The following is a 25,945-nucleotide window of genomic DNA, read 5'->3' on the forward strand; positions in this document are numbered from 1 at the left end:
TGATTTAGAACAACAATTTGTGTGCTACCCCTTTAACTGCTGTGTATTTACGTTACACTGAAAGTAAGTTAAAAAGGGAGTAGCATATGAACACTATTAAACGTATTTTAGCCGTTATTGATCCCACTAAGGATGACCATCACGGTTTAGCTCGCTCGATTGATTTAGCCAAAAAGTCAGGCGCCAGTATTACCGCCTTTATGACTGTTTACGACTTTTCTTACGAAATGACCACCATGTTGTCGTTTGAAGAGCGCGAAGCAATGCGAAAAGCCGTTATAAACGATAGAGAATTATGGCTTAAGGATATAATTTCTACCTACCCAGATGTAAATATCACCACCCAGGTGGTCTGGCATAACCGCCCTTTTGAAGCCATTATTAATACCGTTATTGAACAAGAATACGATTTAGTTGTTAAAAGTACCCATCAGCATGGTGCGCTAAAATCGGTTATTTTTACCCCTACAGACTGGCACTTAGTACGTAAATGCCCCACACCTGTGTTATTTGTAAAAGAAATGGCTTGGCCTGAGCAAGGTAATATTTTAGCCGCGGTCAATGCGGTTAGTGAAAACGATGAGCATGTAGCCCTTAATAAACGCATTATTAAAGATGCACAATTTTTATGTGAACTTGCCAACGCTAAACTTAACTTAGTTAATGCCTACCCTGCTACACCCATTAATATTGCCATAGAGATACCAGAATTTAACCCTGGGCTTTATAACGAATCTGTAAAAAAACACCACATAGAATCTACCAACGAGCTTGCTAAAACCTTTAGTTTAACTAATGAGCAATGCTTTATAGAAGAAGGCCTACCGGAGGATGTGATCCCCGATGTAGCAAATCGCTTAAATAGCGAACTGGTGGTGATTGGCACCGTAGGGCGTACGGGGCTAAGTGCCGCATTGGTTGGCAACACTGCCGAGCACGTAATTGATAGCCTAGATTGCGATGTCTTGGCATTAAAACCTGATGGCTACGTAAGCCCGCTTGCCAAAAGTTAAACAAAGCCTTAACTAGCGCTTTAATACCCATAGTACTTGGGTATATAATACGCCCCTTTATTTTCAGCAAATAATTTGCCGCATTGTTTTATAAGGGGGCGTAGTGTCTCACTCAGCTCAAGCCAAAGCTCAATACAACTTAAATAAGCTACAAAAGCGTTTACGCCGTCTTACTGGCCAAGCCGTCATGGACTTTAACATGATAGAAGAAGGCGACCGTATAATGGTATGCCTATCGGGTGGTAAAGACAGTTACACCATGCTTGATATGCTTAAACATTTAAAGCGTGTGGCGCCTATTAAATTTGATTTATTTGTTGTTAATCTCGATCAAAAACAACCAGGCTTTCCTGAACACGTTTTACCTGAGTACCTTGATAAACAAGATATTGAATACAAAATTGTAGAAGAAGACACCTACAGCATTGTTACCGATATAATTCCTGAGGGCAAAACCACGTGTTCGCTTTGCTCACGCCTACGTCGTGGTATTTTGTACCGTACAGCCAAAGAAATGGGCGCAACTAAAATTGCCCTTGGCCATCACCGCGATGACATGATCGAAACACTCTTTTTAAACATGTTTTACGGCGGTAAGCTTAAAAGCATGCCGGCTAAATTAATGAGCGATAACGGCGAGCATATGGTTATTCGTCCGCTCGCTTATTGTAAAGAAGCCGATATAAGTAAATACGCATTTAGCCAAGGCTACCCTATTATTCCGTGTAACTTATGTGGCTCACAAGAAAACCTGCAACGTAAACACACTAAAAACATGCTAGCGCAGTGGAATAAAGACCACCCTGGGCGTATTGAGAGTATTTTTACTGCAATGCAAAATGTGGTGCCTTCGCATTTAGCCGATACAGAACTATTTGACTTTGAAAACCTAAAAACCGGCGACGTTATTGATGGCGGCGATATAGCACTCGATAAACCAGATATACCTAACGCGCCTGTCAGCGATGAAGATGAAAACCAACAGCAACAAGCTGATGTGGTTACTATTAACCTAAGCTAAGCTAACGGTTTTAAAAATACAGTTAAGGGGCTACTCGCCCCTTTTTTTATACTCATTAATCCTGCTAAGCACCTTTATCAGCTAACCCTTTTAAAAACTCTAAGCTCATTCGTTCTTGCTCGTTTGCTTGATAAGGCAACTGTTGCAAACTATCGTAGGCAAAATCTGTAATTTCAAACTCAGTAATGTCACTGCTACCAAAACTATTACGCTCACCTGGGCTTGGCGACATGCGCTCTATCACAAAGTCACTTAAACGCATGTTAGCCACCCCTTGTGGTAATACCGACCAATGCGCCTTTAAATCCACCGTTTGACTGCCTTGTGAAAGTTTCTTTTTAGTCACCAAATGTGCAAGTGGGGTCGTATCACTGTATAAATTAGCTCTAATTCTATATAAGCCGCTTTTAAGCACCTTTAAATGGGCTGTGGCTATCATGTTTTCGTTTTGTGCATAGGCATTATCAAAATCAATAAGCGTCGCACTGGGTGGCATATACTGTATTTGCGCAACTACAGGCACCTTTTTACCTGCAACATTTGCCTCTACAAATAGCTGTAAATTTCGCGGGTAGTCTTCACTGGCTTTAAAGCGCACCGTGGCTTCACCCTGCTGAGCTGTGGTGGTTTTTGAACTGATTGACGCTTTAGTATCGGTATTGCTTAGCACTACATTTACCTCTGCTAGGTTTTGCGCAGCAATATTAATGGTTATTTCTTGCGGGTATACAAACCGATATTTATCTAAACTAACAACGAGGGCATTACCCGCATCGTCAATGGGGCTTGTAACTGGGTAAAACTGATTGGGCTTTAAACGGTCTTCATCAAGTGCGCTTAAGGGCTGCGAATAAGGCGGGTATTTTAGTGCGCTTTGGTATTGCATTGCCACATGCTCAGCGGCACGGGCCAAGTGCTGATCATAATGTATTTTGGGAGGGCTTTTTGCCTGTTTTTGTTTTGGCACATCAATGGTTATTACGGTGTTTTTATCTGGGCTTGCTGGATCTGTCTTGTTTTTTATTGCCAGTGCAGCGGGAGGCTCAAGCGTTTTAACTTCATTTTTATTTGTAAACCACAGTAAAAACATCGCAATACTGACTACAGCGGCACCAATGTAAAACTTTTTCATGTTGCATCAATCCTTTAAAAGCGTGCAGCAAATAACTACACGCTCTAGCGTTTAATACCTAACGCGTTTATAAAATTTAGGTACTTATTAAGGGATCACGTTATAAATAAGTGCCGAGGCGCTTTGCGTGTTTGAATCCTTAATATAGCGGTAGTGTTTTTTCCAAAACCAAGTACCCGTTGTTTTATCAAATGTGTTAAAGCCAACATTTTGACCATCTACATTTATGTTGTTCATGGCAATTGTGACATTCCCTTTGCGCTGCGCATTATGGATCTCGTTGTGGCTGTAACTGTCGCTCATCATCATTGGATAATGGTGCGGCATAAAGCTATTAACGGCATCGCCTTGCGATTTTAACTGGCCATTAGTATCAATAGTGCTACTACAACTACCAAACGATTTAGCCGCGCTTGCTCCACACGATGAATGCGATGCCACCACCGAATCATCATTCCCTTTTAAAAATCCGCCCGTTAAACCTAGGTACTCATTACCATCGGCTACAAAACGTAAACGCGGCGTACGCGCATCTGGAAACGGCGAAATTTTGCGTGCGTTATTTACTTTTAAATCGTGTAATACGCCCACCGCTTCTGTCACATCGCTGCCTAACCACCATTTGAGTGCTGCATCCACTGCAAAGTTCCATGCTGCGCCAGTTAAAGCACTTACAGCAATATCGGCAAGCTCGCTGCCGCCCCCTGCTCCCGCTAAATCAAAGGTCGCCACAATATTAAGTGGTGTAAGGCCTGCATTTTCAAGCCAATTAGCTTGGTTATCAATAATATGGCGAGCAACTAAATCGCCTGTTGAATGCGTTACTAGCACACAGCCATCAGCACATAAGTTAGAACGCGATATTTGCTTTAATTTAGGCCATACCCAATCGGTCGCAATTTTACCTTCAATACGCTCATAGGCAGGCCAATCAATACGTTCATCAGCACGGTTATTCCAATAGGTTTGCCAATAGGTTTCACCGTCGTTTATTACATCGCTGCCCGACTTATTGGTTATTTGCGATACCTGTAAGCCGTGGATCAGTATAATTTTGTGATCTTTACTCAGTGCAGTAAAGCTCATTAAAAACGCAGCGCTGGCAAAAAGTAGATATTTAAGTGTGTGTGTTCGTTTAGAGTTGTTCATATAAATCCTTAATGTGTTCAGTGTTTTATTTTTATGCCTATGTACTTAAGGTATTCATTTACACATGTGCAGGCGCACATGCATTGACCAGTATTAGGAACAACGCTCAAAAATGCAACAATTTATTATCATTTAAATTCTGCTAAATCTATATTGACTTTATATTCAATTACTTAAATTCAAATAATTGCAATATTTAGTATTATTTACACACACCTAGTAGTCGGCAGTACTAAAGCTAAAAAACCTAACGCATAAAAATACGTTAGGTTTTTAGTAATTAGTTAAACCTATAAATATAAACAGGTATTAGTATTTTAAGCGCTCATACAATCCTGAGGCTCTTGATACGCTTTTGCTCATGGCCAATTGCAGTACTTTTTTATCGGCCACCAGCTCAAAGGTGTTTTTAGCACGTGTTATGCCTGTGTACACCAGCTGCCTATTTACACCCATACTGGCGTGTTTAAGCGGCGGTAAAACCATAGCTGTATAACTAAACTCCGAGCCCTGCGATTTATGTATGGTCATTACATACACTTTATCGTGAGCAGGCAGGCGCGCAGGTGAAAACGCCCGAACCGTGCTTTGCTCATCAATAAATAATGCTTTTAACTGCCCGCTTTCATCGGGCATTAAAATACCAATATCACCATTAAACAACTTAAGTTGATAATCGTTTTGGCTCACCATAATAGGCATACCACTGTAATGGCGCTGGTTTGGGCTTACCGATATTAACCCTTGCTGCACAAGTGCGCGCTCAATGCGACTGTTTAAGCTATTTACGCCGTAATCACCCTCACGTACGGCCGCTAATAATTGATATTGAGAAAACGCCGCGTGAACATCTGCAACACTTGCCCCTTGGGCGATTAAATTTAAATAATGAGCGTAATGCTTAGCAGCACTGTTTATTAATTTTTCTATGGGTTTTGCAACAAAGTCATATTCTAAAATAACATCGTTAAACTGCCCTTGTGTGCTTTGTTGCTCTACGTATTTTAAAATACCGTTATGGTTAGTATTAACCGCCAGTGCAAGCTGGCCAATGCCACTTTGTGCATCAAACCGGTAGCTGTGTTGTAAAAACGCAATGCAATCGGCTAGTTTAAATTCGCTATGCCCAGGCGCCGCTAATTTAGCCTTTCCTTTAAAACATAAAGCATTGAGCTCATCACATCGTGCTTGCGAGTAATTAGGCGTTTCACCCAATGCTAACCCTTGGCATAAATCACTCATTACACTGCCGGTATCTACCGAGGCAAGTTGGTCTTTATCGCCAAGCAATATTAAACGCGCATGCGCAGGCAGTGCTTCTATTAATTTAGCCATGAGCGATAAATCAACCATGCTGGCTTCATCAATAATAAGTACATCTAAATGCAGCGGGTTGGTGCTGTTATGCTTAAATTTATTAGTAAAGGGTTTAACCCCTAAAAGCCGGTGAATGGTTTGCGCGCTACCGGGGATTAAGGCCTTTATATCCTCAGGAATATTTTTAAGTTGCTCTTTTGCCCCTAAAATTGATTCACTTAAACGGGCTGCGGCTTTACCTGTAGGCGCCACCAGTTTAATGCTTAAAGGTGCACTTTTATAAAGCGACTGTAAAATAGCTAATAGCTTAGTCACGGTGGTGGTTTTACCAGTCCCTGGCCCGCCCGTAATAACGCTAAAGCCTTTTGTTGCGGCAATAGCACAAGCTACTTTTTGCCAATCAATCGCAAGTGCTGAATTATCAACAAAGTAGTCATTTAATAATTGGCTGAGTAACTGGGTATTTATATTTAAATGGCGCTCACTCATCGCAAGTAAACGTATAGCTAAGGTGTGCTCATAATCAGCTAGGCGCGCAAAATAAAGCCGTTCGTTAAATAACTGTAAGGGTTTGGCCTCGCCCACACTGTTATGGGCACTTAAACAGCTAAGCGCATCGAGGTAGTTAAAGGCTTCGTTAAAAGGCGATGTAATATTTGGTACATTGCCCTCGGTTTTAGTAAAGTCGCTTTGGCGTAAATTAAACGGGTTTTGCCAGTCGACTTCTTTTAATGTTAAACAGCTATGTTGGCTTTGCTGTGCTAAACACAGCAATAACACTATATAAAACACGTCGTTTTGCTGGTTATCGCACAGCATTAAGGCAAGCTTTACATCTACCATTCTTATGCGTTTTTCATCTAATAAGTAGTCAAGCAGCTCCACCGTATTTAATGGTTGGGCAGGTGCTGGCGGCTCATCAAACAGGCTTTGCTGCATAGGGTAGTCACTCATAACATGGCTCCTTGGCTAAATAAGCCATCTAATAGTGTGATTTGCTCTGCGCTAAGCTTATTAAAATACACCCCTTTGCCCGCCGGCATGCCGCGTAAAAACGTATAATAAACCCCGCCTAAGTGGGTTTCTATTGCATATTCACTAATGCGTTGTTTGAGTAATCGGTGCAGCGCAACGCTATAAATTAAATACTGTAAATGATACTGATGGCTATTCATGGCTTGCTCTAGCAGGTCGCTTTCATAATCAGCGGGCGTATTGCCTAAGTAATTAGACTTATAATCTAAAATATAATACTTCCCTTGATAGCAAAAAATTAAATCTATAAATCCCTTTAACAGGCCTTTTACATGAGAAAACTCGAGTTTGCTTTGGGTAAAACCAAAATGCTTAACCAGTATTTCGTTTAATTTAGGCGCGCTTAAACTATCTAAAGGTAAATTAAATTCCATTTCGACTAGGCAGTCTGTCGGGGCTAATTGGCTTAAGCTTAATCCCTCATTGTTTAAGGGGCAGGTTAACGAATCAAGCACCCATTGCTCGGTCACGTGTTGCCAGCTTTCGCTAATATGGTATTTATCCAGTGCATGTTTAACTACCTCTGCTAAATTTTGCTCTGGATTTGTAGGGTGTACTTGCGCACTGGTAAAGTCTATTTGCTCAAATATTTCATGCAAACAGCTTCCAGGCTTCGCCCCCTTGGGGAAACTGTAAGGCGATGGTATTTCATCTTGGCTGTTAGCAAATTCATCTTTTTCATGATCTTCATCGCTGCGCCCAGGCTCAATATGATCGGTGTGCTTTTTAAAGCTCAGCGCGCTAAAGCTGGTTGCTCGCCAATCTCGCTCTATGTTGGCTGTAACCGTATTAACTCTTAACGCTTGGCTTTGCTGCACTGCGCTATTAAGTGTTAATTGGCCTTGTTCGGCCAATTGCTCAGCCGTAAATTGCTGATAGTGCATTTCGGTGTGATCGTCGCAAAATTCACTTAAGTGGGTACGCCACGTTTGGCTACTTGTAAGCTCAAGCCCTGCAAATAACACATGCCCTAATGCACTACTTTGTATAGCCAAGCGACTACTTTGCCCCTGCCCTATGTTATACACCCCAAGTGCACAAAAATGTACCGCACGGGTAAGGGCAACATAAAGTAAGCGTAAGTCTTCAGCTAAGCGTTCTTGCTCGGCTTGTGCTAAGGCGTCTTCGTTTTTACTTAAATCGTAAACTAGCTGGCCGTTTTGATGATAAAGCGCTTCTTTAGTTTCGCGATAGCCACTGGCAAAAGGCATAAATACCAGCGGATACTCGAGCCCTTTTGAGGCATGCATAGTCACAATTTTAACTAAGTTGGCGTCACTCTCTAGGCGTACTTGCACGGTTTCGCCATCTTGCTGGCTAACCTTTTGTGCAAACCAACGCAGCAAGCGCAAAGTGCCTTCTAGCTCTATTTGCTTTTGCTGCAGTATTTCACCTAAGTGTCTAAAGTCGGTTAACCAGCGCTCAACGTTATAGCCAAGCCCTTGCCACTTAGCGCTCAGCTGATTATGACTTAACAAACGCTCAAGCATCGCCATTGCGCCTTGCTTGTTCCAAATATGGCTAAGTTGAGCAAAAAAGTTTAAGTGCTCTTGCCACTTATTTTCATCATCAGCAAGGGCGTAAATTTCGTTGTAGCTTAAACAAAATAACGGCCCAGCTAATACGCCGCGCAGTAATGACTCGTTGTATTGGCCATGCAATGCCGTTAAAAAGTTAAGTAAATGGTGGCTAAGCTCTTGGCTAAAAACACTGTCGCGCGATAAATACACGCTAGCAATATTGGCATTGCTGAGTGCTTTTTTCATTATTTGCGCTTCTAAACGGTCGCGCACCAATATACAAATATCGGCAGCGGTCACCTTATGCTTACCAATGCACGCTCGCCCTTGCTCGGCTTGCTCAAGCAATGTCACTATTTTATTGGCAAAATAGCTCGCCAAATGCCCTTGCCCAACGCCTTTACTGGTGGGTTTGTTTTTTTCATCTGCAGCTTCATCTACAAATACATTAAATTCAAACGCGGTGGCAGGTGTGCCATCTATTGTAAATGTTTCATCGGCTTTTTTGCCTTTTGCTGCTACTGCGTTAAACGGTATGGCATCGTTATAAATAAAGCTATTTGCATGTTTAGAAAACAAGCTGTTTACACTGCTTACTATATCGGTGCTTGAGCGAAAATTGGTACCTAAAGTAAATTGCTGCTCAGGCTCTACCGACTCTTTTGCGCCAATATAGGTAAAAATATCAGCGCCCCTAAAGCCATAAATAGCCTGTTTTGGGTCGCCTATCATGGCAAGCGTCGTTTTTTCTTGGCCGTATATTTTGCTAAAAATTCCGTACTGAATCGGATCGGTATCTTGAAACTCATCAATCATGGCAACAGGAAATAGCTGCGCTATTTTTTGCGATAAAGCCTCGCCCTGCTCAGCATTTAAAGCACTGTGTAAATTAGTCAGTAAATCATCTGGGGTGATCACACTTTGCTCTTGCTTGCGTTTTACAATTGCCTGTTTAACCCACCGAGCTGCGGTTTGTACAACGGCAATTTTAAGGCCCTGATTAATTTTAGTATTAAGTGCACTAAGCTCATCAAACAGGCTAAGCAGAGGGTGGCTAAATAATGGCTGATTTTTTTTATAATTACTGGCATCACTTAAGTTTTCGCTGCTCCACACCTCAAACGAGTATTTATTGGTGCCAAATTCAAAAAATAACTCATCACCTAAACAAAATCCTTCAAGGGCCGTTAAACTGCCTTTTCGCCCAGGTGTTTTAGAGCCACTTAAACCCGAGCCCTTTATTGCAGCTATAAACTCTTGCTCCAGCACTGCTTTTTTAAAAGCGGGTACTTTAGCAATGTACTCATCGCGAGCTTTAAATACGTCATCTAAGTTTATTTGCGGCACTATGTTCGCATTGGCTTTATTTAGCACACTACTGACTTGGCTAAATAGCGATTCAGGGGCTGCAAACACCCCTAAAATAGCATCAGTGCGTTCTTTATTAAGTGGGTATACAAAGGCGCGCCAAAAATCCTTAATTGTGTCGAGCAGTATGTCGCGCTCATCTAAAATAAATTCAAGGTTAAAGGCAACACCTGATTCAAACGCATGCTGCTTTAACATGCGTTGGCAAAAACCATGAATGGTAAATATAGCGGCTTCGTCCATAGATTTAGCGGCGGCATCGAGTAAATCAAAGGCGCGATGTTTATCATCTACTGCGGCTATTACGCCTTCTATTAATTCATCATTTGGGTTTTGGCCAAGTAATGCATCGCGCGCAGCAATAATACGGCTGCGTACGCGGTCTTTAATTTCTTGCGTTGCAGCATCGGTAAATGTCACCACAAGTATTTGCTCAACGCTTAACGGGGTGTTTATCTCCCCTGGTATTTGCAAGCCTAATAAATAACGTAAATAAAGCCCGGTAATGGTGTAGGTTTTACCTGTACCCGCACTGGCTTCTATTAAACTTTGCCCTTTTAATGGCATTGTTAGCGGATTAAGCGCTTGCATGGTCACTCTCCTTTGCATGTGCATGTAATGGGGAGAGTAATTTTTCGCTCCACTTAATAAATTCTTCTTGGCAGTCATTGAGCGATTGCACTGTTAAACGAATATACGGGTTTTCGCCCTCGCCGCGCCCTATGTATTGTGGGTTAAACTTGCTAATGGCTTTACCAATATCGCCACCACTTTTAACGTATTCATAGCCACTTACCGGATAAAATGCCACAGGCTCTTTGCGCAAGGCTTGGTATAACGAAAACCAATCACTGAGTAAGGCATCGGCCTCATTTTTACTAAGCGGTGCAAAGCTAATTTGCTTATCAAGCCCCAGTAATAGGGTTTCAACATTTTGTTCCATACTTTGTGCAACAAGATGATATATAAAGCCCTTAATTAAATCTTTGGCCTTTATACTGGCACTTCGGTAAAACACTTGTTTTTGAAGGTAAATATGATTAAGCCAGCCCTCAATGGTGGTATTTTCTATACGCAAAGACACCTCAAGCGGGTCGGTTTTGCCGCTTTTAATATGCTCTTTTACTTGCCCGGCAAGTGCATCTACTCGGTGCGCCATGCTCTCATACACTAAATTGCCCACATTGGCTTGTGGCAGCTCCCCCCGTTGCAATATTTGCTCTGTACTTAAAGGTTGCTCATTAATGTTGGCTTGCAGTATTTCGTCTAAATAAAAGTAGCGGCGCAGCGCATCTAGGCTAAAAGGCTCTTCATCTTTTGCTACTTCGTTAAATTCAGGTAGGCGTAAACCTAATGTTTGCTGGTAAAAGCTCTCTTGTGCGTTGCACACACTGCGAATAAATACATCAAGCTCTAATTGCGCGGGCGCTGTTACATCAATGGCTGTTAGTGGCTGCGCGTCTACGCGCTCACTAGGTAGCCAAATAGGATTAAAACTGTGATTACTCAGCTTAGCCTCAGCTTCAGTATCTGCTGTGTAATACGCACGATTAAAAGGCTGTAAGTGCTGTTGATAAATTAAACACTCAGGCAGCGTTTTTTCGCTGTTATTTGCTAACGTAAAGCTGCGGCCTATGTACTCTAAAAGCTCGCTTACTAAGGTCGAGGGCATACGTGGTTGATTGTCAAAACATGAGCGGCCAATGTAACTTATGTATAAATTTTCGCGGGCACTCAGGAGGGCTTCTAAAAATAAGTAACGGTCATCTAATTTACGTGAACGGTCACCTTTTTGTTTTTTAGAATACGGCACTAAGTCAAACCCTATTGGCTGCACCGTACGTGGATAATCGGCATCGTTTAAGCCAAGCATACACACCACTTTAAACGGCACGGCGCGCATAGGCATTAGTGTACAAAAGTTAACTTGCCCCACTAAAAAGCGCTGCCCTACGCCTTTTTCTTGAATGCCTTGTTTTATCAGGTAGCTTACAATTCGTTGCGATACATGTTTATCGTAATCGCCATTATCGTGGTGCTTTTTAAGCTCCTCTAAAACATTTTGCAGTACCAGTAAATCCCAACTGTCGTCGCCTTCATTGTAATAAATAGCATTTATTAGCTCAGATAAAATATCCGCTTTATTGCTAAGGGTATCATCAGGGGTTAGCTCATCTTTAAAGCGCTGCAGTACATCAATAAAATGCACCAGTTTATTAAGGGTATCAAGCGCCATGCCCTCTACTTCATCGGCACTATAAATGCCGTTAAATGGGCATTGTTCATCGCGCTGGGCTATGCCTAGCAGTAAACGGTTTAAACCATGCTGCCAGGTATTTAAATCTATTGCGGGTAAATCAAAGCTACTTTTGTGCTCAGCATTTATACCCCATTTAACCCCTACACGCTCAAGCCAATATTGAATTTGTTCGTACTCGTGCGCCTCTAGCGCAAATTTTTCGGCAATTTGTGTTACTTGCAGTAAATCAAGAATATCCGAAACACCAAAACGCGAAAACGGCAAATTAGCTAAGCTGGCAAACGAGCTCAGCACCGGTTTTTCTTGCTCTATGGCTAAATCGGCCAATGCATAAGGAATAAAGCGACTGGTGTTTTGCGCGCCGCCAAACACCGCTTCAATATACGGGCTGTACGTACCTACATCAGGCATCATTACAATAATGTCTTTGGGAGTGAGCGACGGGTTTTGATTAAACAAAGTAAGTAAATAGTCGTGCAAGCGCTCAACTTCTCTAAGCGGTGTGTGGCAATCGCTTAAAGTAATGCTGGTGTCGCTGTCGCTAATGGGCAATTTACCCTCATCATTTATAAACCACTGCTTATTATCGGTAAGCGACTCACCTTTAAATGCCAGTTGGTAAATCTCGCTTTGAATTTGGCCCAGCAAGCTATCGTCAAACGCATCTATAAAGCCATCAATCCAACGCGCATCAAGTTGTACGAGTTGCTCAAAGTAGTCGCGCCCTAGTTTTCCCCATGACGATAAAAGCGGGTTACCTATAAAGTAGTATTCTTCATCAGGGTTAGTTTGTTTTTTTTGCTGCGCTTCTAAAAGCGGCATTTTGGCGTATTTGGCATTTATTTTGGCTGCTGTTTTTTCATCAACCACATCGCCCCAATAATGCTCGCTAGGATTAAAAAAGAATAAAAAAACCTCTGTTTTTTTGCTCAAGGCTTCAAACACCTCAAGCTGCGAGCTCGCAATCGCCGATATACCAAATAAACTAATGCGCTTAGGTAGTAAGCTATTATCCATATTCTCAAGGGCGGCGAGTAACTGCCCTTGCATATTGGCACGATGAAATTGGCTTTGCCCAAGCGCTTTACTGTGCGCCACCAGCTTTCGCCATAAATCGCTTTGCCACGGGGCAATGCTTATATCAACATCGTCAAGTTCGTCTTGTCCGCTATCCCAAGTGGCAATCCAATGCGGGCGGTACATTAAATATTGGTCGTACACATCGGCAATTTTTTCACACAGGGCAAAGGTTTTTTGCCCGTCTAGGTCGCCCTCTAAATAGGTTTTTAACGGCAAATAAAGCGGTTCATCAATACAGCTGGGCAGTATTGCAAATAATTTCCAAGCAAGGTTAGGCTTATTAAATGCCGACTCTTTAGGCACATTGGGCAATAACTGCTGATACAACTGCCATATAAAGCTCGATGGCAGCGGAAAATCGACCTGCGCGGCTAACCCTAGGTTTTCGCTTAAACCAATTTTAAGCCACTGCGACATACCCGGCGACTGCACTAATACCACTTCTTTATCGAATGGGCTTTGCAGCGGGTTTACTTTTAATAGCTGATTAAACTGAGCCTGCAGCGCTTCCATACGGTTTGATTGAATAATATTGAGCATACAACTGGAGTCCTTACTTGAAGTAAAACCAGTTTAAGATATTTTCATTTATAGGGGTAGCGCAATCAGCAAATTGGCACTAATAAATCAGCGGGTTAGCAGGGAGTTTAAACGCACAGCGTTAATTTTAATCACTGTGCGTTTTATTTGTCAGGCCATTTTATTTATAAGGGCTAATGCTTGATAAGCTAAATGCGCTTTGCATAATCACTTTACCATCTATCCCTTTAAGCTTAAGTGAGATGGCTGGATCTGCTTGTTGCCAATCTATGCTTAAATCGCCGTAATTAACATTGTGGGTGTAATCACCTACACGGTGTTTATTTGGGCTTACGTCTTTCCACTTTTCAGTGAGGCCTGAGCTGGTCATTTCTATTAAAGGGTAATCAAGGTTTTGTTGATACTTTGATATTTCACCCCAGTGCGTATCGCCACTGATGATAATAACCCCATTCACTTGATGCTTTTTAATTAACGCAAATAAACGGTTACGATCCTCTGGGAAATTAGCCCACGACTCCCACCCTGTAAAATCGGGTAATAACTGCAAGCTTGAGGCAATTAGCTTTATAGCCGCAGGCTTTTTAAGCTCTTGCTCAAGCCATTGCCACTGCGCCTCACCTAGCATAGAGGCGCCTTTCACTTCTGTTGGGCTATACGGGCCTTGGTTATTAAGCTTACGCTTAGTGTAATATTCAAGCTCGCTTACGTGGTTAAGTGCATCACGGTTCCAGCGTAAATCGGGCATTATTACGTGTACGGTTTGCTCATCCTCACCATACATATACGACGTGTAAATGCCATCCGTGCGGGTGCGTCTGGGTGAGCTTTTAGGCTCACCCCAAAAATCGAGCATAATTTGGCGAGACTGCTCTTTATGTGGGTAGTCTTTACCAATATCGTTTTGACCAAAGTCGTGATCGTCCCACATCGCAATGATTGGCGTATTCGCTTTTAGTGTTTTAAAGCCTGGTTTTGCACCTAATTTTTGGTATTTATTGGCAAGTACCGTCATATCGTTGGTGTCGCCGTAAATATTGTCACCTAAAAATATAAATAAATCGCCCTGCTCTTTATTAATGGTGTCAAATATTGGGATGTCTTTATCTTGATGCCCACACGAGCCAAATAAAATTTTTGAAGGGGCTGCCATAGTATTTGCGCTAAACGCTAACCCTAATGCTAATACGGCGTGTGTAATAGGTTTTACTAACTGCTTCATTTTAAAATCTCACTTATTGGCGATGCCATGTTTGAATTTAGGTGTTTTGGGTTTATACCCAATGCGCTTAAAACAGTGGCTGCAACCTGCGCCTGTTTAAGCTCATTTTGTGTTGTAATTAAGCCGTGCCCTTTTATTGCAGGGCCAATGGCAGCAAGCCAAATATGCTCAGAGCCGACAATGCCCTCAGGAAATTTATTACCCGCTAAATGCAGCTCAGCCAACGCACGTTTAGAGCTATGATGTTGCCAGTCACTTGCACTGCTCCCGCGGCCGTGGTCGGTGGTAACAATAAGCGTTGTGTTGTTTTTATAGCCCGGTGTAGTTTGAATTGTGCTCCATAAGTCTTTTAAAAACGCATCGCTTTGCCTTGCAGATTTTAAATACTGGTCGTAATGGCCATCGTGAGCAAAGTCATCGGTTTCACCTAAGCTAATAACTAACAAGCGCGGCGTTTTTGCCAGCATATACGCTTTAGCAAATCGGTAAGTAAAACTGTCCAAGCGTACGTTTTCCCATGGGCTCGGAATTTCATTTTGCAACGCGTTTAAAAGCTTAGCATCGGCAAATAAATCGTTTTCTATGGGCATAAAACCCGCATTCACATACACGTTACTACGCTGGGTATTCACAATGTAAGGAAATACATCCCAGCTCCCAAACAAAGCGGTTTTACCTTTAAAGTCTGCACGCTCATCTAGGCGCTCTAAAATGGTTTTATTCGTGTTTAATACTTTATTGTTACTATTAATTTTTTCATCTACTTCGCCGGTGAGAATTTCGTTATACCCAGGGTATGAAAAATACCAAGGGTTGCTCACCGACATATTAGAGCCTTTTGCTCTATCACCTACAATTACGCCCTTTTTAGCCACATGTTGAGTTAAAAATGGCATGAGTAATTGCTGGCGCTTATTGGCGGTAGGCGCCCAAAATTGCTTATTTAATTGCGTTGGGTTTTTAACAAAATCGGCATTATTAATGAGGTTTTTATCTGCCCCGCCAAACACCTCTTGCCAGCGCACACCATCAAGGGTCACTAGCACTACATTTTGCGCTGCGCTTGCGGTATTGCTGATTAATACAATGATGCTAAATACCGTGGCTTTTATAATTGAGTTCATAATTACTGTGTACCTAATTACTGTGTACATTTAACAAAAAGCCCATCAAAGATGGGCTTTTAATTATTTACTGTACATTATGGCTATTAAAACGTAGCCGATAACGTCAGTGCTGCTGTACGTGGTGCACCAATAAAGTAAGTGCTGCCATTGCCCGTACCACCCGCTAAATAGCTTTTATCGGTAACGTTATAAACAACAAAGGCAACATCGATAGCTTTAAATGGTCCTGCGTTTATATCGGTTGCGTAACCTGCGTTTAAATCAACCACGGTATAGCCATCAACTTCGCCACGCTCACCGGTGTATTTAGCCGATAAACCAAAGCGGAAATCACCGCTAAAGTAATCGGTCGATAGCACAAATAAGTCATCTACTGAGTCTGTTACTTTTTCACCGGCTTCAAACCCGGGTGCATCGCCTTTGTACTCTGAGTCATTATTCGTGTACGAGCTATATACACTCCATTGTGGGCTTAGCATGTAACTTGCCGACAGTTCTAAACCTTGCGATTCAATACCCCCTACATTTAAGTAAGAGCCATTTGTACCTATGGTGTAATCAATACCGCCAGTGTCACTACCTGGGGCAATGAACGTAATACGGTTATCAAATTCAATTGAATACGCTGTTGCGGTCAGGTTTAGCGCGTTATTTTGATAACGAACACCTAAATCGATGTTTTCAGCGGTTTCAGCTTCAATGGCTGATAAATCAGAGCTGTCGCGCTCAAGCACCCCGTCTTTAATAGCAGCAAAGTTTTCGCTGTAGCTGGTAAATAGCTCGATTGAGTTATTTAGCTGATACAAAATACCACCACTAAATAACACATCAGAGTCACTATTAACTTTAGCGGTTGTGGCATTTTGATAATGGTCGTACTTTTCAATATCAACAAGGTACTTTTTAACACCTACGTTAAGCGTGAAATCGCCAAGGGCCATTGAATCCTGCGCGTACCATTTAAGGGTGTCGGTCTCAAAGGTGTTTTTATACTGGGTCCAGTATGGCGTGCTATCAAAGTGGTGGTAAATGCTGGCATTAATTACTTTGTGCCAATCGCGAGACTCGTCACGGTCGCTTTGCTCATACCAAAAACCGGCTTCTATGTCGTGCATACCAAACGTAGCTTGGTAGTTGGCAGTGACCCCTAAGCGGTCTTTTTTGTAATGCGTATGACGATACGACATTACAGGTATTGCCGTATCATCGTAACATGCTGGATTTAAACCAGGGCCCGACTCCCACGGCCAGCTTAAACTTGCCGTACACCCTTCGTTTGGTGCCAGTGCGTTACCTGCGCTATCTACAAAACCGTAAGAGCCTGCGTTAGCGCCGCCCTCTGTAGTCGGGTTGCCGTTTTCATCTACTGGAGTTGTTAAATACGGTGGGATCCAATCGCCACGGCCCGAGTTTTTATGATAATAAGGGCTCACTGTAATAAGCGATGTTGGCGAAAGCGCATATTCAAACTTTAAATACGCTAACGTATTTTCACGCAGTGTACCCCAGCCCTCAGCAAACATTTGGTCATAATGTGGAACGCCTGTCCAGTTCCACGTTAACTGATCCCACTCTGGCGTTTGTTCAAATTGCGCAAGACTTACACTGTTGTAGTTAGTCTCGCTTACATCATCGTAAGATAAACGCCCTGTAATTGTTAAATCAGCAAGCGTTGTTACAAATTTAAGCTCTGCGTGTTGATTATCTTTTCCGCCGTTGCTACCCGAGCCAATCCAGCGGCTAGTATCAGTTTGCGAGTAACTTACATACGCTTGTGTATTATCAAATAAAGTACCCGTTTCGTGCTTAACGTAAAAGCGGGTCGCATCATGACTACCCGAGGTGTAAGCAAAAGTGGTGCTGCTATCAAGGCTTGGCGCTTTACTTACAAAGTTAAATGTACCGCCTAGTGCCTCAAGCGATGCCGATTTAATATCTGAGGTGCCTTGGCCTACTTCTACAGTGGCTAAATTTTCAGTGTCTAGGTAACGGTTTGCTTTAGCGCCACCACCATAGTTTGAGCCACCGTTAGGAATACCATCAACGGTCATCCCTAATTGCTGCTGGTTCGAGTCAATACTAAAACCACGCATAGTAATTGTGGTAGACCAGTCATCGCCACCAAATGCATCGCCTTCGTTTATGCTAATGCCAGGTAAGTTATCGATAACCGATAACACACTCGAAACCGTTGTTTGTTGATCAAGCATTGCAGGCTCAATCACATTATTTGCGTAACTGGTTGGTTTTGCAGTAACGGTTATTTCTTCTATTTCGTTGTCATTTGCATAAGCTGACGTTGATACAGCCATAGCAATTGCCATGCTCAAAATCGATTTATTATTTAAAGCGTACATTGTGATCCCGTTTGGTTTTAATTATCTAAAGTAATTATGAAAGCGGGCACAGTATGATTTCGAATTATGACAACAAAAATGAAGTTTATTTACAGGGGTGTTAAAAAAATGTGGGGTTTTTATGGCTTTGTTATGTCATTTGTAAGTCAGCCTAAGCACAAAAACCTAGGCTGATTTATATATAAATACTAGGGCGTGTTGATCTTTGCGGATTGAAATTTGTTCAATCTAGGGGTGATTAAATCGCGGCACGAGGTTTGTAACCTAGTGGGCTAAGTAAAAACCGAGTAAAGCTTCCGCGTCCTGCTCACGCCCCTTACCTACATCCATGTAGGCAACAAAGAGTTTATCGCCCCTAGGCAGAACCCGAAGGGCAGCGCATGTTTGGCATTTATGCTGCGTTATCGCCTATTAATGGGGAGTAACCACACTTCATAGGCTCTGCCTTGCCTAAAAACCAAACATACTGCTGCAAATTCAAACGCCAAAGGTCAACACGCCCTAATTAATTAGAATAGTTTAGCTAACATCTCGTCACTATAAGCAACAAGTTCTTCATTATTAGCCACTTTACTAATGTAATCTGGATTAGCAATAAATGGACGACCAATCGCAATTAAATCAAACTGGCCATCGTTTATTGCTTGTTTTGCATCATCAAAACTATAACTACCTACCCCTACAAGGCTGGTTTTAGTGTTTGCGCGCAAATACTGCGAGGTTGTTTTACCTTCTAAAGAGTCAAATTGAGTGCTGTCATCAAAAATACCACCATGAATGTAAGCCAGTTTTTTGTCATCTAGCTGCGCTAATAAATAATCAAATACCGCTTTATCACGCTTATCTTCTTCCATATTAAAATAAGCACCTGGCGATAACCTAATTGCCGTACGCTCATTACCTACTGCATTAACAACCGCATCGGTCACTTCTATTGCAAAACGCGCCATATTTTCAGGTGTTTGGCCATATTCATCAGTGCGCTCATTTGCAGCGTAATGTAAAAACTGATCAATTAAATAACCATTTGCGCCATGAATTTCTACACCATCAAAACCTGCTTCAATGGCGTTTTCGGCCGCTTTAGCAAAGTCGGCTATCAGTGAATTAATATCCTCTTTAGTGGCCGCTTTTGGCGTAATGTACGTCAGTTCACGCATACGTGGTACAGAGCCTTCAACACCAATTGCCGATGGCGCTAATACTTCGCCGTCAAAAAAATGAGGGTGAGCAACACGGCCAACATGCCAAAGCTGTGCAAACATTTTACCGCCGTTTGCATGTACGGCGTCGGTTACTTTTTTCCAACCTTGAATTTGCTCGCTGGTAAATAACCCCGGTGTATTTGGGTAGCCCTGTGCATCTGGGCGAATGATAGTGGCTTCGCTAATAATTAAGCCGGCATCGGCACGGCGCGCATAATATTCGACCATATCTTGCGTAGGTACTAAATTATCATCAGCCATACAACGGGTTAAAGGCGCCATAAAAACGCGATTTTTAAGTTCAAGTGAGTCGTTTAATGTATACGGAGCCAGTAAATCTGTGGTCATTGTTAAATCCTTCATTATGAGTATGCATATGAGATGCGGCCTTTTTAACAACATTCAAGGGCAATTTTGAATGCTCGCTCAAAATATACTTAGGGAGTACCAAAACAGATCTGAATTACAAAATTAAATAACCTGAACTCTGGTTAAGAGATTTACTAACATATTTTATCATGATGATAGTTAAGCTTATTTTATCTCTAGCCAGAGATTTTCAGTAAAAACAAGGCGAATTTACGCGTCCATAGCTAGCCTATTGCAAGTAAATTCAACGCAGTTAGCGCTTAAAATAACTGCTAGAGATAGATTTATTATCCAGAGTTCAGGTTAAATAATAATTTTTCAACACACTGTCACATAACTCGATATACTTGTAACAGTAAAATTCAAATTTGAAGCAATAAAGAGTGAGCCAATTATGACAACTGCAAATGCGACTGAAGAACAAACCGTAATTTTAGGGCTAGGGGCAAAAAAACGACTCGCTTTTATGTTTGAAACCGTACAACAGTACAAACAAGTATGGATTTTAAACGACGATGATGGCTGCGTAATGCTTGCCAACGAAGATGACGACTGTGTACCAGTGTGGCCAACCCGCGATTTTGCACAAGCTTGGGCCACGGGCGAATGGGAAGGCTGTACCCCAAAAGCCATTCCGACTAAAGATTGGTTTAGCCGCTGGACACCCGGCCTTGAAGAAGACGACTTACTGATTGCGGTGTTCCCTACCGAAGAGGACGACGGCACGGTGCTTTTTCCTGATGAATTTGAAAGCCAGTTAAAAATCCCTAAAAAAAGAAAGTACTAAGTAGCCAGCATCACGTTATTTAGTTTATAAACGCGGCTTAAAATAGCCGCGTTTTTTATATCTACTTTCTAAAATTTAAATAAGCCTCAGTTATAGCCTTGGCATCTTCTATTTGTGGGTAGTGCCCAAGCTCAACAAACCCTTGTACGCGCGCATTAGGTATTGTTTTTTTATAGTGCTCAAGCATGTGTTTACCCGATATTGGGTCTTGCTCACCTGCAATAAACGTAAGCGGTATAACGCTATTAATCATTGCCCCAACCCAGCGCTGCTCGTTTTGTTTTCGCTGTGTAATATATTTAATTAGCTTGGGCATTACACGTAAACCCTTGTTATAAATTAACAACGCCCAAAGGGTATCAATTACCATAGGGGCTGGTGGCGTGTTTTTACCAAAAATAGTGATTAAACTTTTAGCAAACTTTTGTTTGCTCATTAGCTTAGGTACTAGCCAACCGAGTTTTGAAAGTAGCAGCTTTTGGATAAATAAAGGTTTATGTATGTGTGGAAATAACCCGCCATTTAAAAAGCATACACTGTGTATGCGTATGTCGCTTTGACCAGCAACTTGCCTTGCTAGTAGCTCTTGAGCCACGGTATCGCCATAATCATGAGCTAATAGGTGTACATTGGTAATATTTAAACGCTTTAAAAATTGCGTGTATAAATCAGCTTGCTCTGTAATGTTATAAGCAGCATTTATTGGTTTATCCGAAAGGCCAAACCCCAGCATATCAAGTGTAACTAAAAAGTAGTGTTTTTTGAGCTCATCCCACATACCTTCCCAGTCCCAGCTTGCACTTGGAAAGCCATGTATCAAAAGGAGCGCGGGGTTATTAGCATCCCCCGCTGTTTGAGTAAAAATTTGCTGGGCATTTATATCAATAAACTGCCCGTTTGATTGCCACTGTGAAAGCGTATACATAGGCTGCTACCCATTAACTTTTATTATTGTAATGGTTAGTTTTATCACATTGAGCTTTAATAAAAAGCCGATATTGAACGTAAATATCGGCTTTTGGGTAAAATTTAGTTTTTAAGCTTTAAGTGTTATCGCGCCATAAGTATTGGCAAGGTGGTGTTTGCTAGCATGTAGTTAGTCATACCACCAAAAATTTGCTCATGGATTCGCCTGTGAGTAAATGCGCCCATCACCACTAAATCTGCATTATGCATTTGCGCTACCGACATAAACGCTTTAGCGGTTGATTGCCTGCCATTATTAAATGTTACAAACTCACTTTTAATATCGTGCTGGGCTAAATATTTAACCACTTCATGGCCGTTTGGCATTTTATCGGCGCTACTTGCGCTGGTGCAAATAACAACCTTTTTAGCCTGTTTTAAAAGCGGTAAACTGTAAGTGAGCGCGCGCGATACCTCGGTACTGGCGTTCCAGCCAATCACCACTGTTTTTATATCAAAGTGGGTCATTTGCCGTGGTACCAGTAATATAGGTTTACCACTTCGCATTACCGATGCCTCAAAGGTCGAGGTTGATTTACCACTTTTAGACTGCGGAATAATAATTAAATCAGCAACTTTGCCTTGCTCTGCAATTATTTCGCTGCGCACACCTATATTAATATGCCATGAAGCGCTTGGGTGCGTGGGATGCTCTGCGCTGTCGTCAGTGTATTTAACTTGATGCTGGGCACATAAACTAACAAATTCGGTTTTTAAATTTGCCGATTCGGTTGTTGCAAAGCGCCCTGCTACAGAGTCTAACTCTTTTACCAATTTAGTTGGTAAGCCAAGCTGCCCTGTTGGCAAAAAGCGTTTTGGGTCTAAGTGCGTGTGATAAACATCAAGGTGCGCATTAAAATACTTAGCAACGGCTAAGCCCCCTTTTAAGCGCTCTGTTACATGCCCACTTGTAGAAAGCGGCATTAAAATAAGCTTAGGTGAAATCATAATTATATCCTTCTTAAGCCAGTGCCTTTTAGAGCGAATGTAAACCGTGCTAAGCGCTGCTTGTTTTGCTTAGCACGGCGGCGTTTACAGCTGCGTAAAGCTTGCCACTTCTTGTAGGTAACCGCTTGGTAAATCTAATACCATAAAGTGCGATAAAGTAAGTAAGAATGCTAACGCACACACTGTCAGTGTTAATGTTCTAGCAATTGATATACGTGCTTTTACAAGTAAAAATATTATGAAAAACAACGCTATCGAAATCACATAGCCCAGTAAAAAACACCCAGCTAATAAGCCACACAGCCAAAATACATAATGCCAAAGGCCAGTCACACTTGAGTCGTTTACATACCCCGCAGAGACCTCATTATCGTAATTTACAGCATCGTCTACTTTATTAAGTAGCAGCTTGATCAGCACAACAGCAGAGAGTATTAACATGAACGAGCACACCACGGCAGGAAATACTCCTCCTAAAAATGTGCGTTGGAACGAGTCATACAAACCGTATGCAAACACTAAACAAACAAAGCCAGAAAACGCGATTTGTGGTTTAAGATTAGTTGGTTTTAGCTCAGCATTAGCCGTGTTTTTATTGGCTTTTTCTTTTTTAGCAGCCTTAATAGAGTGGCGTGCTGCAAAGAAAATAGAAAGCGCGGTTAATGCACCAATAATAATCACGCCCGGTTTTAATAAAAACTCTATGCCGTCAAACTGAATAGCTTGATAAAGGTAAGTTTCCATGCCGCTTGCCAGTACAAAACCAATTAAAAATGCTGGGCGAGGCCATCCAAAGCGCTTCATTAATATGCCTAAAATACCAATGCCAATAAGTGCGACTAAATCACCTAAATCACGGGTTGCCTGAAACGCCGCAAAAAAGATCACCATAACCATAAATGGTGCCATGAGCGTGTAAGGAATAGTTGTTACTTTTGCTACCCATTTAGAAATAAGTAAACACGCGCCCGCGCCAATTACATTAGCAAGTGCCAGTGACCATACAATGGTGTAAGTAACATCAAGGTCAGTGGTGATCATCGCAGGGCCCGGCTCTAAGCCAATTAATACCATGCCACCTAAAAATACAGCCATGCTGCCAGAACCTGGAATACCAAATAATAAGGTCGGAATTAAGCCACCGCCTTCTTTGGCATTATTTGATGACTCAGGGGCAATAACACCGCGTATGTCGCCTTTACCAAAGTTTTCGGTGTCTTTAGAGGTTTGTACCGCATGACCATAAGAGATCCAATCAACTACGCTGCCACCTAGGCCAGGTAGTGCGCCAACAACACAGCCAATGGCAGCACAGCGCGTAGCTAGCCATTTATTTTTAACAACATCTTTTACGCCTTCAAACCATCCACTACCCAACTCGGATGCTTCTGAAATAGAGCGGTTTTGACGCAGTAAATCGATAATTTCTGGTAATGCAAATATACCTAAACCAACAACCACTAACGGAATCCCATCCATAAGGTAACCGTTATCAAATACCATGCGGTATTCACCGGTTGCAGGAGCACCGCCAAGTGAGCCTAAACATAAACCTAAGCCACATGCGCTTAAGCCTTTTACTAGGCTGTTACCGGCCAATACACCCACCATGCTTAAACCTAGCAAAGTAAGCATAAATAATTCGGCCGAGCCAAACGCTAAAATAACGGGGCGGGCAATCAGTACAAACAGCGTTAAAATAATGGCGCCAAAAAGGCCACCAAATAATGACGAAGCAAACGCTGCTGAAAGCGCACGGGCTGCTTGACCCTTTTTAGACAGTGGGAAGCCATCAAGCACTGTGGCTTGTGAGCCACTGGAGCCTGGAATACCCATTAATACAGAGGTGAAGGTGTCAGAGGTTGGAATAACCGCGACTAGGCCAATAAGCATAGCAAGCGCTGAAATTGGGTCCATACCATATAAAAATGGCAGTAATAACGATAAACCCGCTATGCCGCCTAAACCCGGAAAAATACCAATCAGCAAGCCTAAAAAAACGCCGCCGCATAAATACATTAAGTGTGTGGGGGTAAGAATAGTTTGTAGCGCAATTAAAAATGCATCTAACATACTGCTCTCCTTAGATTAAAAAAGTGGCTCACTAAATGCGAGCCACTGTGTGTACAACAAATCAACATGGGTTTTTAAAAACGCGCGTTGTAGTTTTCGGTTAGGTAATTTCTTACCCATTGTTTGTCAGTTTCAGAAATTGTCAGTGCTGAGCTCAGTGTGTTTACTGCATCTTCGTTTACAAGTTGTGGGTATTGGCCAAGTACTAATTCAGACTCTTCTTTAAAGTTGTCTTGATCAATGACGCGCTGTGCTGCATTGCGCCACTCTGCAATAACGTCATCAGGGGTGCCTTTAGGTAAAAACAGCCCTTTTTGCGCGGCAAAACCGGCTACAAAAAAGGTTTTCCATACGTTGTATTCAACGCCTGTTGGCTTTTTACCGTGGATCATTTCGTATACTTCGCCTACGTGTGGTAAGTCAGGAAACGTTGGGTCGCGTACAATTTTGCCTTCTTTATTAAGTACACCAAACGACATAAGCGGAATCGCTTTACCTTCATCAACTAGCGGCTGTACTTTTTTTAAGTAGGCAGAGGTAGTTTGAAAGTCGATATCCACCTCGCCACGCTCAAACGATAAACGTGCACTGCCACGGCCCTTCATACCAAAAATGGCGTGTATGTCTAAATCAAGCATGTCGAAGGCTAATAACCCAACTAAGTCCATTGAGGCAGCGCGTTGGCTACCAAATTTAAGTTTTTGGCCCTGCAATTTGGCAAGCTCTGATGCGTTTTTAATACCCAGCTCTGGGCGCACATATACCACCGCACCTGTCGGTGTGGCCATAATCACGTTCCAACGTTTTACTTCGTATCTAACGCGTGAGTCGCCAAGTAAGTAAGGGATTTGTGTAGAGGCAGAAGTACTAAATACATTTAAGCCATTTGCTTTAGCGCGGCGCTCAAAGCGGTTAGCGCCTTTGGTAGAGCCACCACCTGGAATGTTTTTAACCACAACCACAGGTTTACCATTTAAATGCTGAGAAAAACGCGGACCAAAAAAACGTGCCCATGTGTCAGAGCCGCCACCTTCTTTAAAAGGCACAACCCACTCTACTCGCTCACCATCAAAGCTTACTTCGTCGTTATTGTTTGCATAAGCTGAGCTGATACAAGTGCTCGCTGCTAACACAACAAGCATTGCTTTTAGTCGATTAGGTGCAAAAGTACTTAATTTAATCTTCATAATTTGACCTCTGTTATTCGCTGCAATTATTTAAATAGGTCCTAATAACGTCATTGCATCTATTACGTAGATGAAAGTATTTCGTTAAAAGGAGTTAACAACAGCTAGACTAATAGCCGAAACTGTCATCTACCTGTCATCGATGCCAAACTATCCATTAATTTGAAATTATTCATAAGTCATTGTTTTAAAATAAAAATAAACTTATTTTTATTTTAAAACATAAAAAAAGCGATAACAAACAATCTGCTATCGCATTTTCGGTTGGT

Annotated in this window: 16 protein-coding genes; 3 read left to right on the top strand and 13 right to left on the bottom strand. The window is 42.1% G+C overall.

Going from position 1 to position 25,945, the window contains the following annotated elements:
• Positions 1–86 precede the first annotated feature (86 nt).
• Both uspE and ttcA read left to right on the top strand, forming a co-directional pair.
• Positions 87–1,013, top strand: coding sequence for a universal stress protein UspE (gene uspE, locus SJY38_RS08095; protein ID WP_024032584.1), 927 nt, complete (start codon positions 87–89; stop codon positions 1,011–1,013).
• 103 nt (positions 1,014–1,116) lie between these two features.
• Positions 1,117–2,034, top strand: a complete 918-nt coding sequence (gene ttcA / locus SJY38_RS08100; RefSeq protein WP_029774533.1) for a tRNA 2-thiocytidine(32) synthetase TtcA — start codon at positions 1,117–1,119, stop codon at positions 2,032–2,034.
• 64 nt (positions 2,035–2,098) lie between these two features.
• Here the strand turns inward: ttcA and SJY38_RS08105 are convergent, their stop codons facing one another.
• The 9 genes from SJY38_RS08105 to SJY38_RS08145 all read right to left on the bottom strand — a co-directional run bounded on the left by SJY38_RS08105 (position 2,099) and on the right by SJY38_RS08145 (position 19,694).
• Positions 2,099–3,166, bottom strand: coding sequence for a hypothetical protein (locus tag SJY38_RS08105; protein ID WP_377109584.1), 1,068 nt, complete (start codon positions 3,164–3,166; stop codon positions 2,099–2,101).
• An 87-nt stretch (positions 3,167–3,253) separates the two neighbouring features.
• Complete coding sequence (locus SJY38_RS08110) at positions 3,254–4,315, bottom strand: hypothetical protein (protein ID WP_377109585.1); 1,062 nt, start codon at positions 4,313–4,315, stop codon at positions 3,254–3,256.
• A gap of 309 nt (positions 4,316–4,624) precedes the next feature.
• Positions 4,625–6,586, bottom strand: a complete 1,962-nt coding sequence (gene recD, locus SJY38_RS08115; RefSeq protein WP_377109586.1) for an exodeoxyribonuclease V subunit alpha — start codon at positions 6,584–6,586, stop codon at positions 4,625–4,627.
• Entirely contained in the window at positions 6,583–10,146 is a 3,564-nt protein-coding gene (gene recB, locus SJY38_RS08120; protein WP_377109587.1) for an exodeoxyribonuclease V subunit beta, read from the bottom strand. The genes recD and recB overlap by 4 nt, the downstream gene beginning before the upstream one ends.
• Positions 10,133–13,435 carry an exodeoxyribonuclease V subunit gamma gene (recC, locus tag SJY38_RS08125; RefSeq protein ID WP_377109588.1) on the bottom strand — a complete coding sequence of 1,101 codons (3,303 nt, stop codon included), beginning with the start codon at positions 13,433–13,435 and terminating at the stop codon, positions 10,133–10,135. Before recC ends, recB begins: the two co-directional genes overlap by 14 nt.
• Before the next feature lie 160 nt (positions 13,436–13,595).
• On the bottom strand, positions 13,596–14,657 hold the full coding sequence (locus tag SJY38_RS08130; RefSeq protein ID WP_064386492.1) for an alkaline phosphatase D family protein: 1,062 nt from the start codon (positions 14,655–14,657) through the stop codon (positions 13,596–13,598).
• Positions 14,654–15,781, bottom strand: a complete 1,128-nt coding sequence (locus tag SJY38_RS08135; protein WP_377109589.1) for an alkaline phosphatase family protein — start codon at positions 15,779–15,781, stop codon at positions 14,654–14,656. The genes SJY38_RS08130 and SJY38_RS08135 overlap by 4 nt, the downstream gene beginning before the upstream one ends.
• An 86-nt stretch (positions 15,782–15,867) precedes the next feature.
• Positions 15,868–18,141, bottom strand: a complete 2,274-nt coding sequence (locus SJY38_RS08140; RefSeq protein WP_377109590.1) for a TonB-dependent receptor domain-containing protein — start codon at positions 18,139–18,141, stop codon at positions 15,868–15,870.
• Positions 18,142–18,650: 509 nt separating this feature from the next.
• The gene (locus tag SJY38_RS08145; protein ID WP_377109591.1) at positions 18,651–19,694 is read right to left on the bottom strand and encodes an alkene reductase; all 1,044 of its coding nucleotides are present in this window, start codon (positions 19,692–19,694) and stop codon (positions 18,651–18,653) included.
• Between the two features lie 415 nt (positions 19,695–20,109).
• Here SJY38_RS08145 and SJY38_RS08150 point away from each other — a divergent pair, with 415 nt between their 5' ends.
• Positions 20,110–20,502 (top strand): DUF2750 domain-containing protein, encoded by a 393-nt coding sequence (locus SJY38_RS08150; RefSeq protein ID WP_004588808.1) that lies wholly within the window; start codon positions 20,110–20,112, stop codon positions 20,500–20,502.
• A gap of 61 nt (positions 20,503–20,563) precedes the next feature.
• On the opposite strand, the gene SJY38_RS08155 is transcribed toward SJY38_RS08150, so the two are convergent.
• From SJY38_RS08155 to SJY38_RS08170, 4 genes are all read right to left on the bottom strand, one after another.
• Positions 20,564–21,427, bottom strand: a complete 864-nt coding sequence (locus tag SJY38_RS08155) for an alpha/beta fold hydrolase (RefSeq protein ID WP_377109592.1) — start codon at positions 21,425–21,427, stop codon at positions 20,564–20,566.
• Positions 21,428–21,552: 125 nt separating this feature from the next.
• Positions 21,553–22,416, bottom strand: a complete 864-nt coding sequence (locus SJY38_RS08160; RefSeq protein ID WP_126006573.1) for a universal stress protein — start codon at positions 22,414–22,416, stop codon at positions 21,553–21,555.
• Positions 22,417–22,500: 84 nt separating this feature from the next.
• The gene (locus tag SJY38_RS08165; RefSeq protein WP_377109593.1) at positions 22,501–24,489 is read right to left on the bottom strand and encodes a tripartite tricarboxylate transporter permease; all 1,989 of its coding nucleotides are present in this window, start codon (positions 24,487–24,489) and stop codon (positions 22,501–22,503) included.
• A 74-nt stretch (positions 24,490–24,563) separates the two neighbouring features.
• On the bottom strand, positions 24,564–25,676 hold the full coding sequence (locus SJY38_RS08170) for a tripartite tricarboxylate transporter substrate binding protein (RefSeq protein WP_024032569.1): 1,113 nt from the start codon (positions 25,674–25,676) through the stop codon (positions 24,564–24,566).
• Between the last annotated feature and the right edge of the window lie 269 nt (positions 25,677–25,945).

The sequence above is a fragment of the Pseudoalteromonas sp. R86517 genome, from assembly GCF_042466295.1.
GTDB lineage: Bacteria > Pseudomonadota > Gammaproteobacteria > Enterobacterales > Alteromonadaceae > Pseudoalteromonas > Pseudoalteromonas atlantica.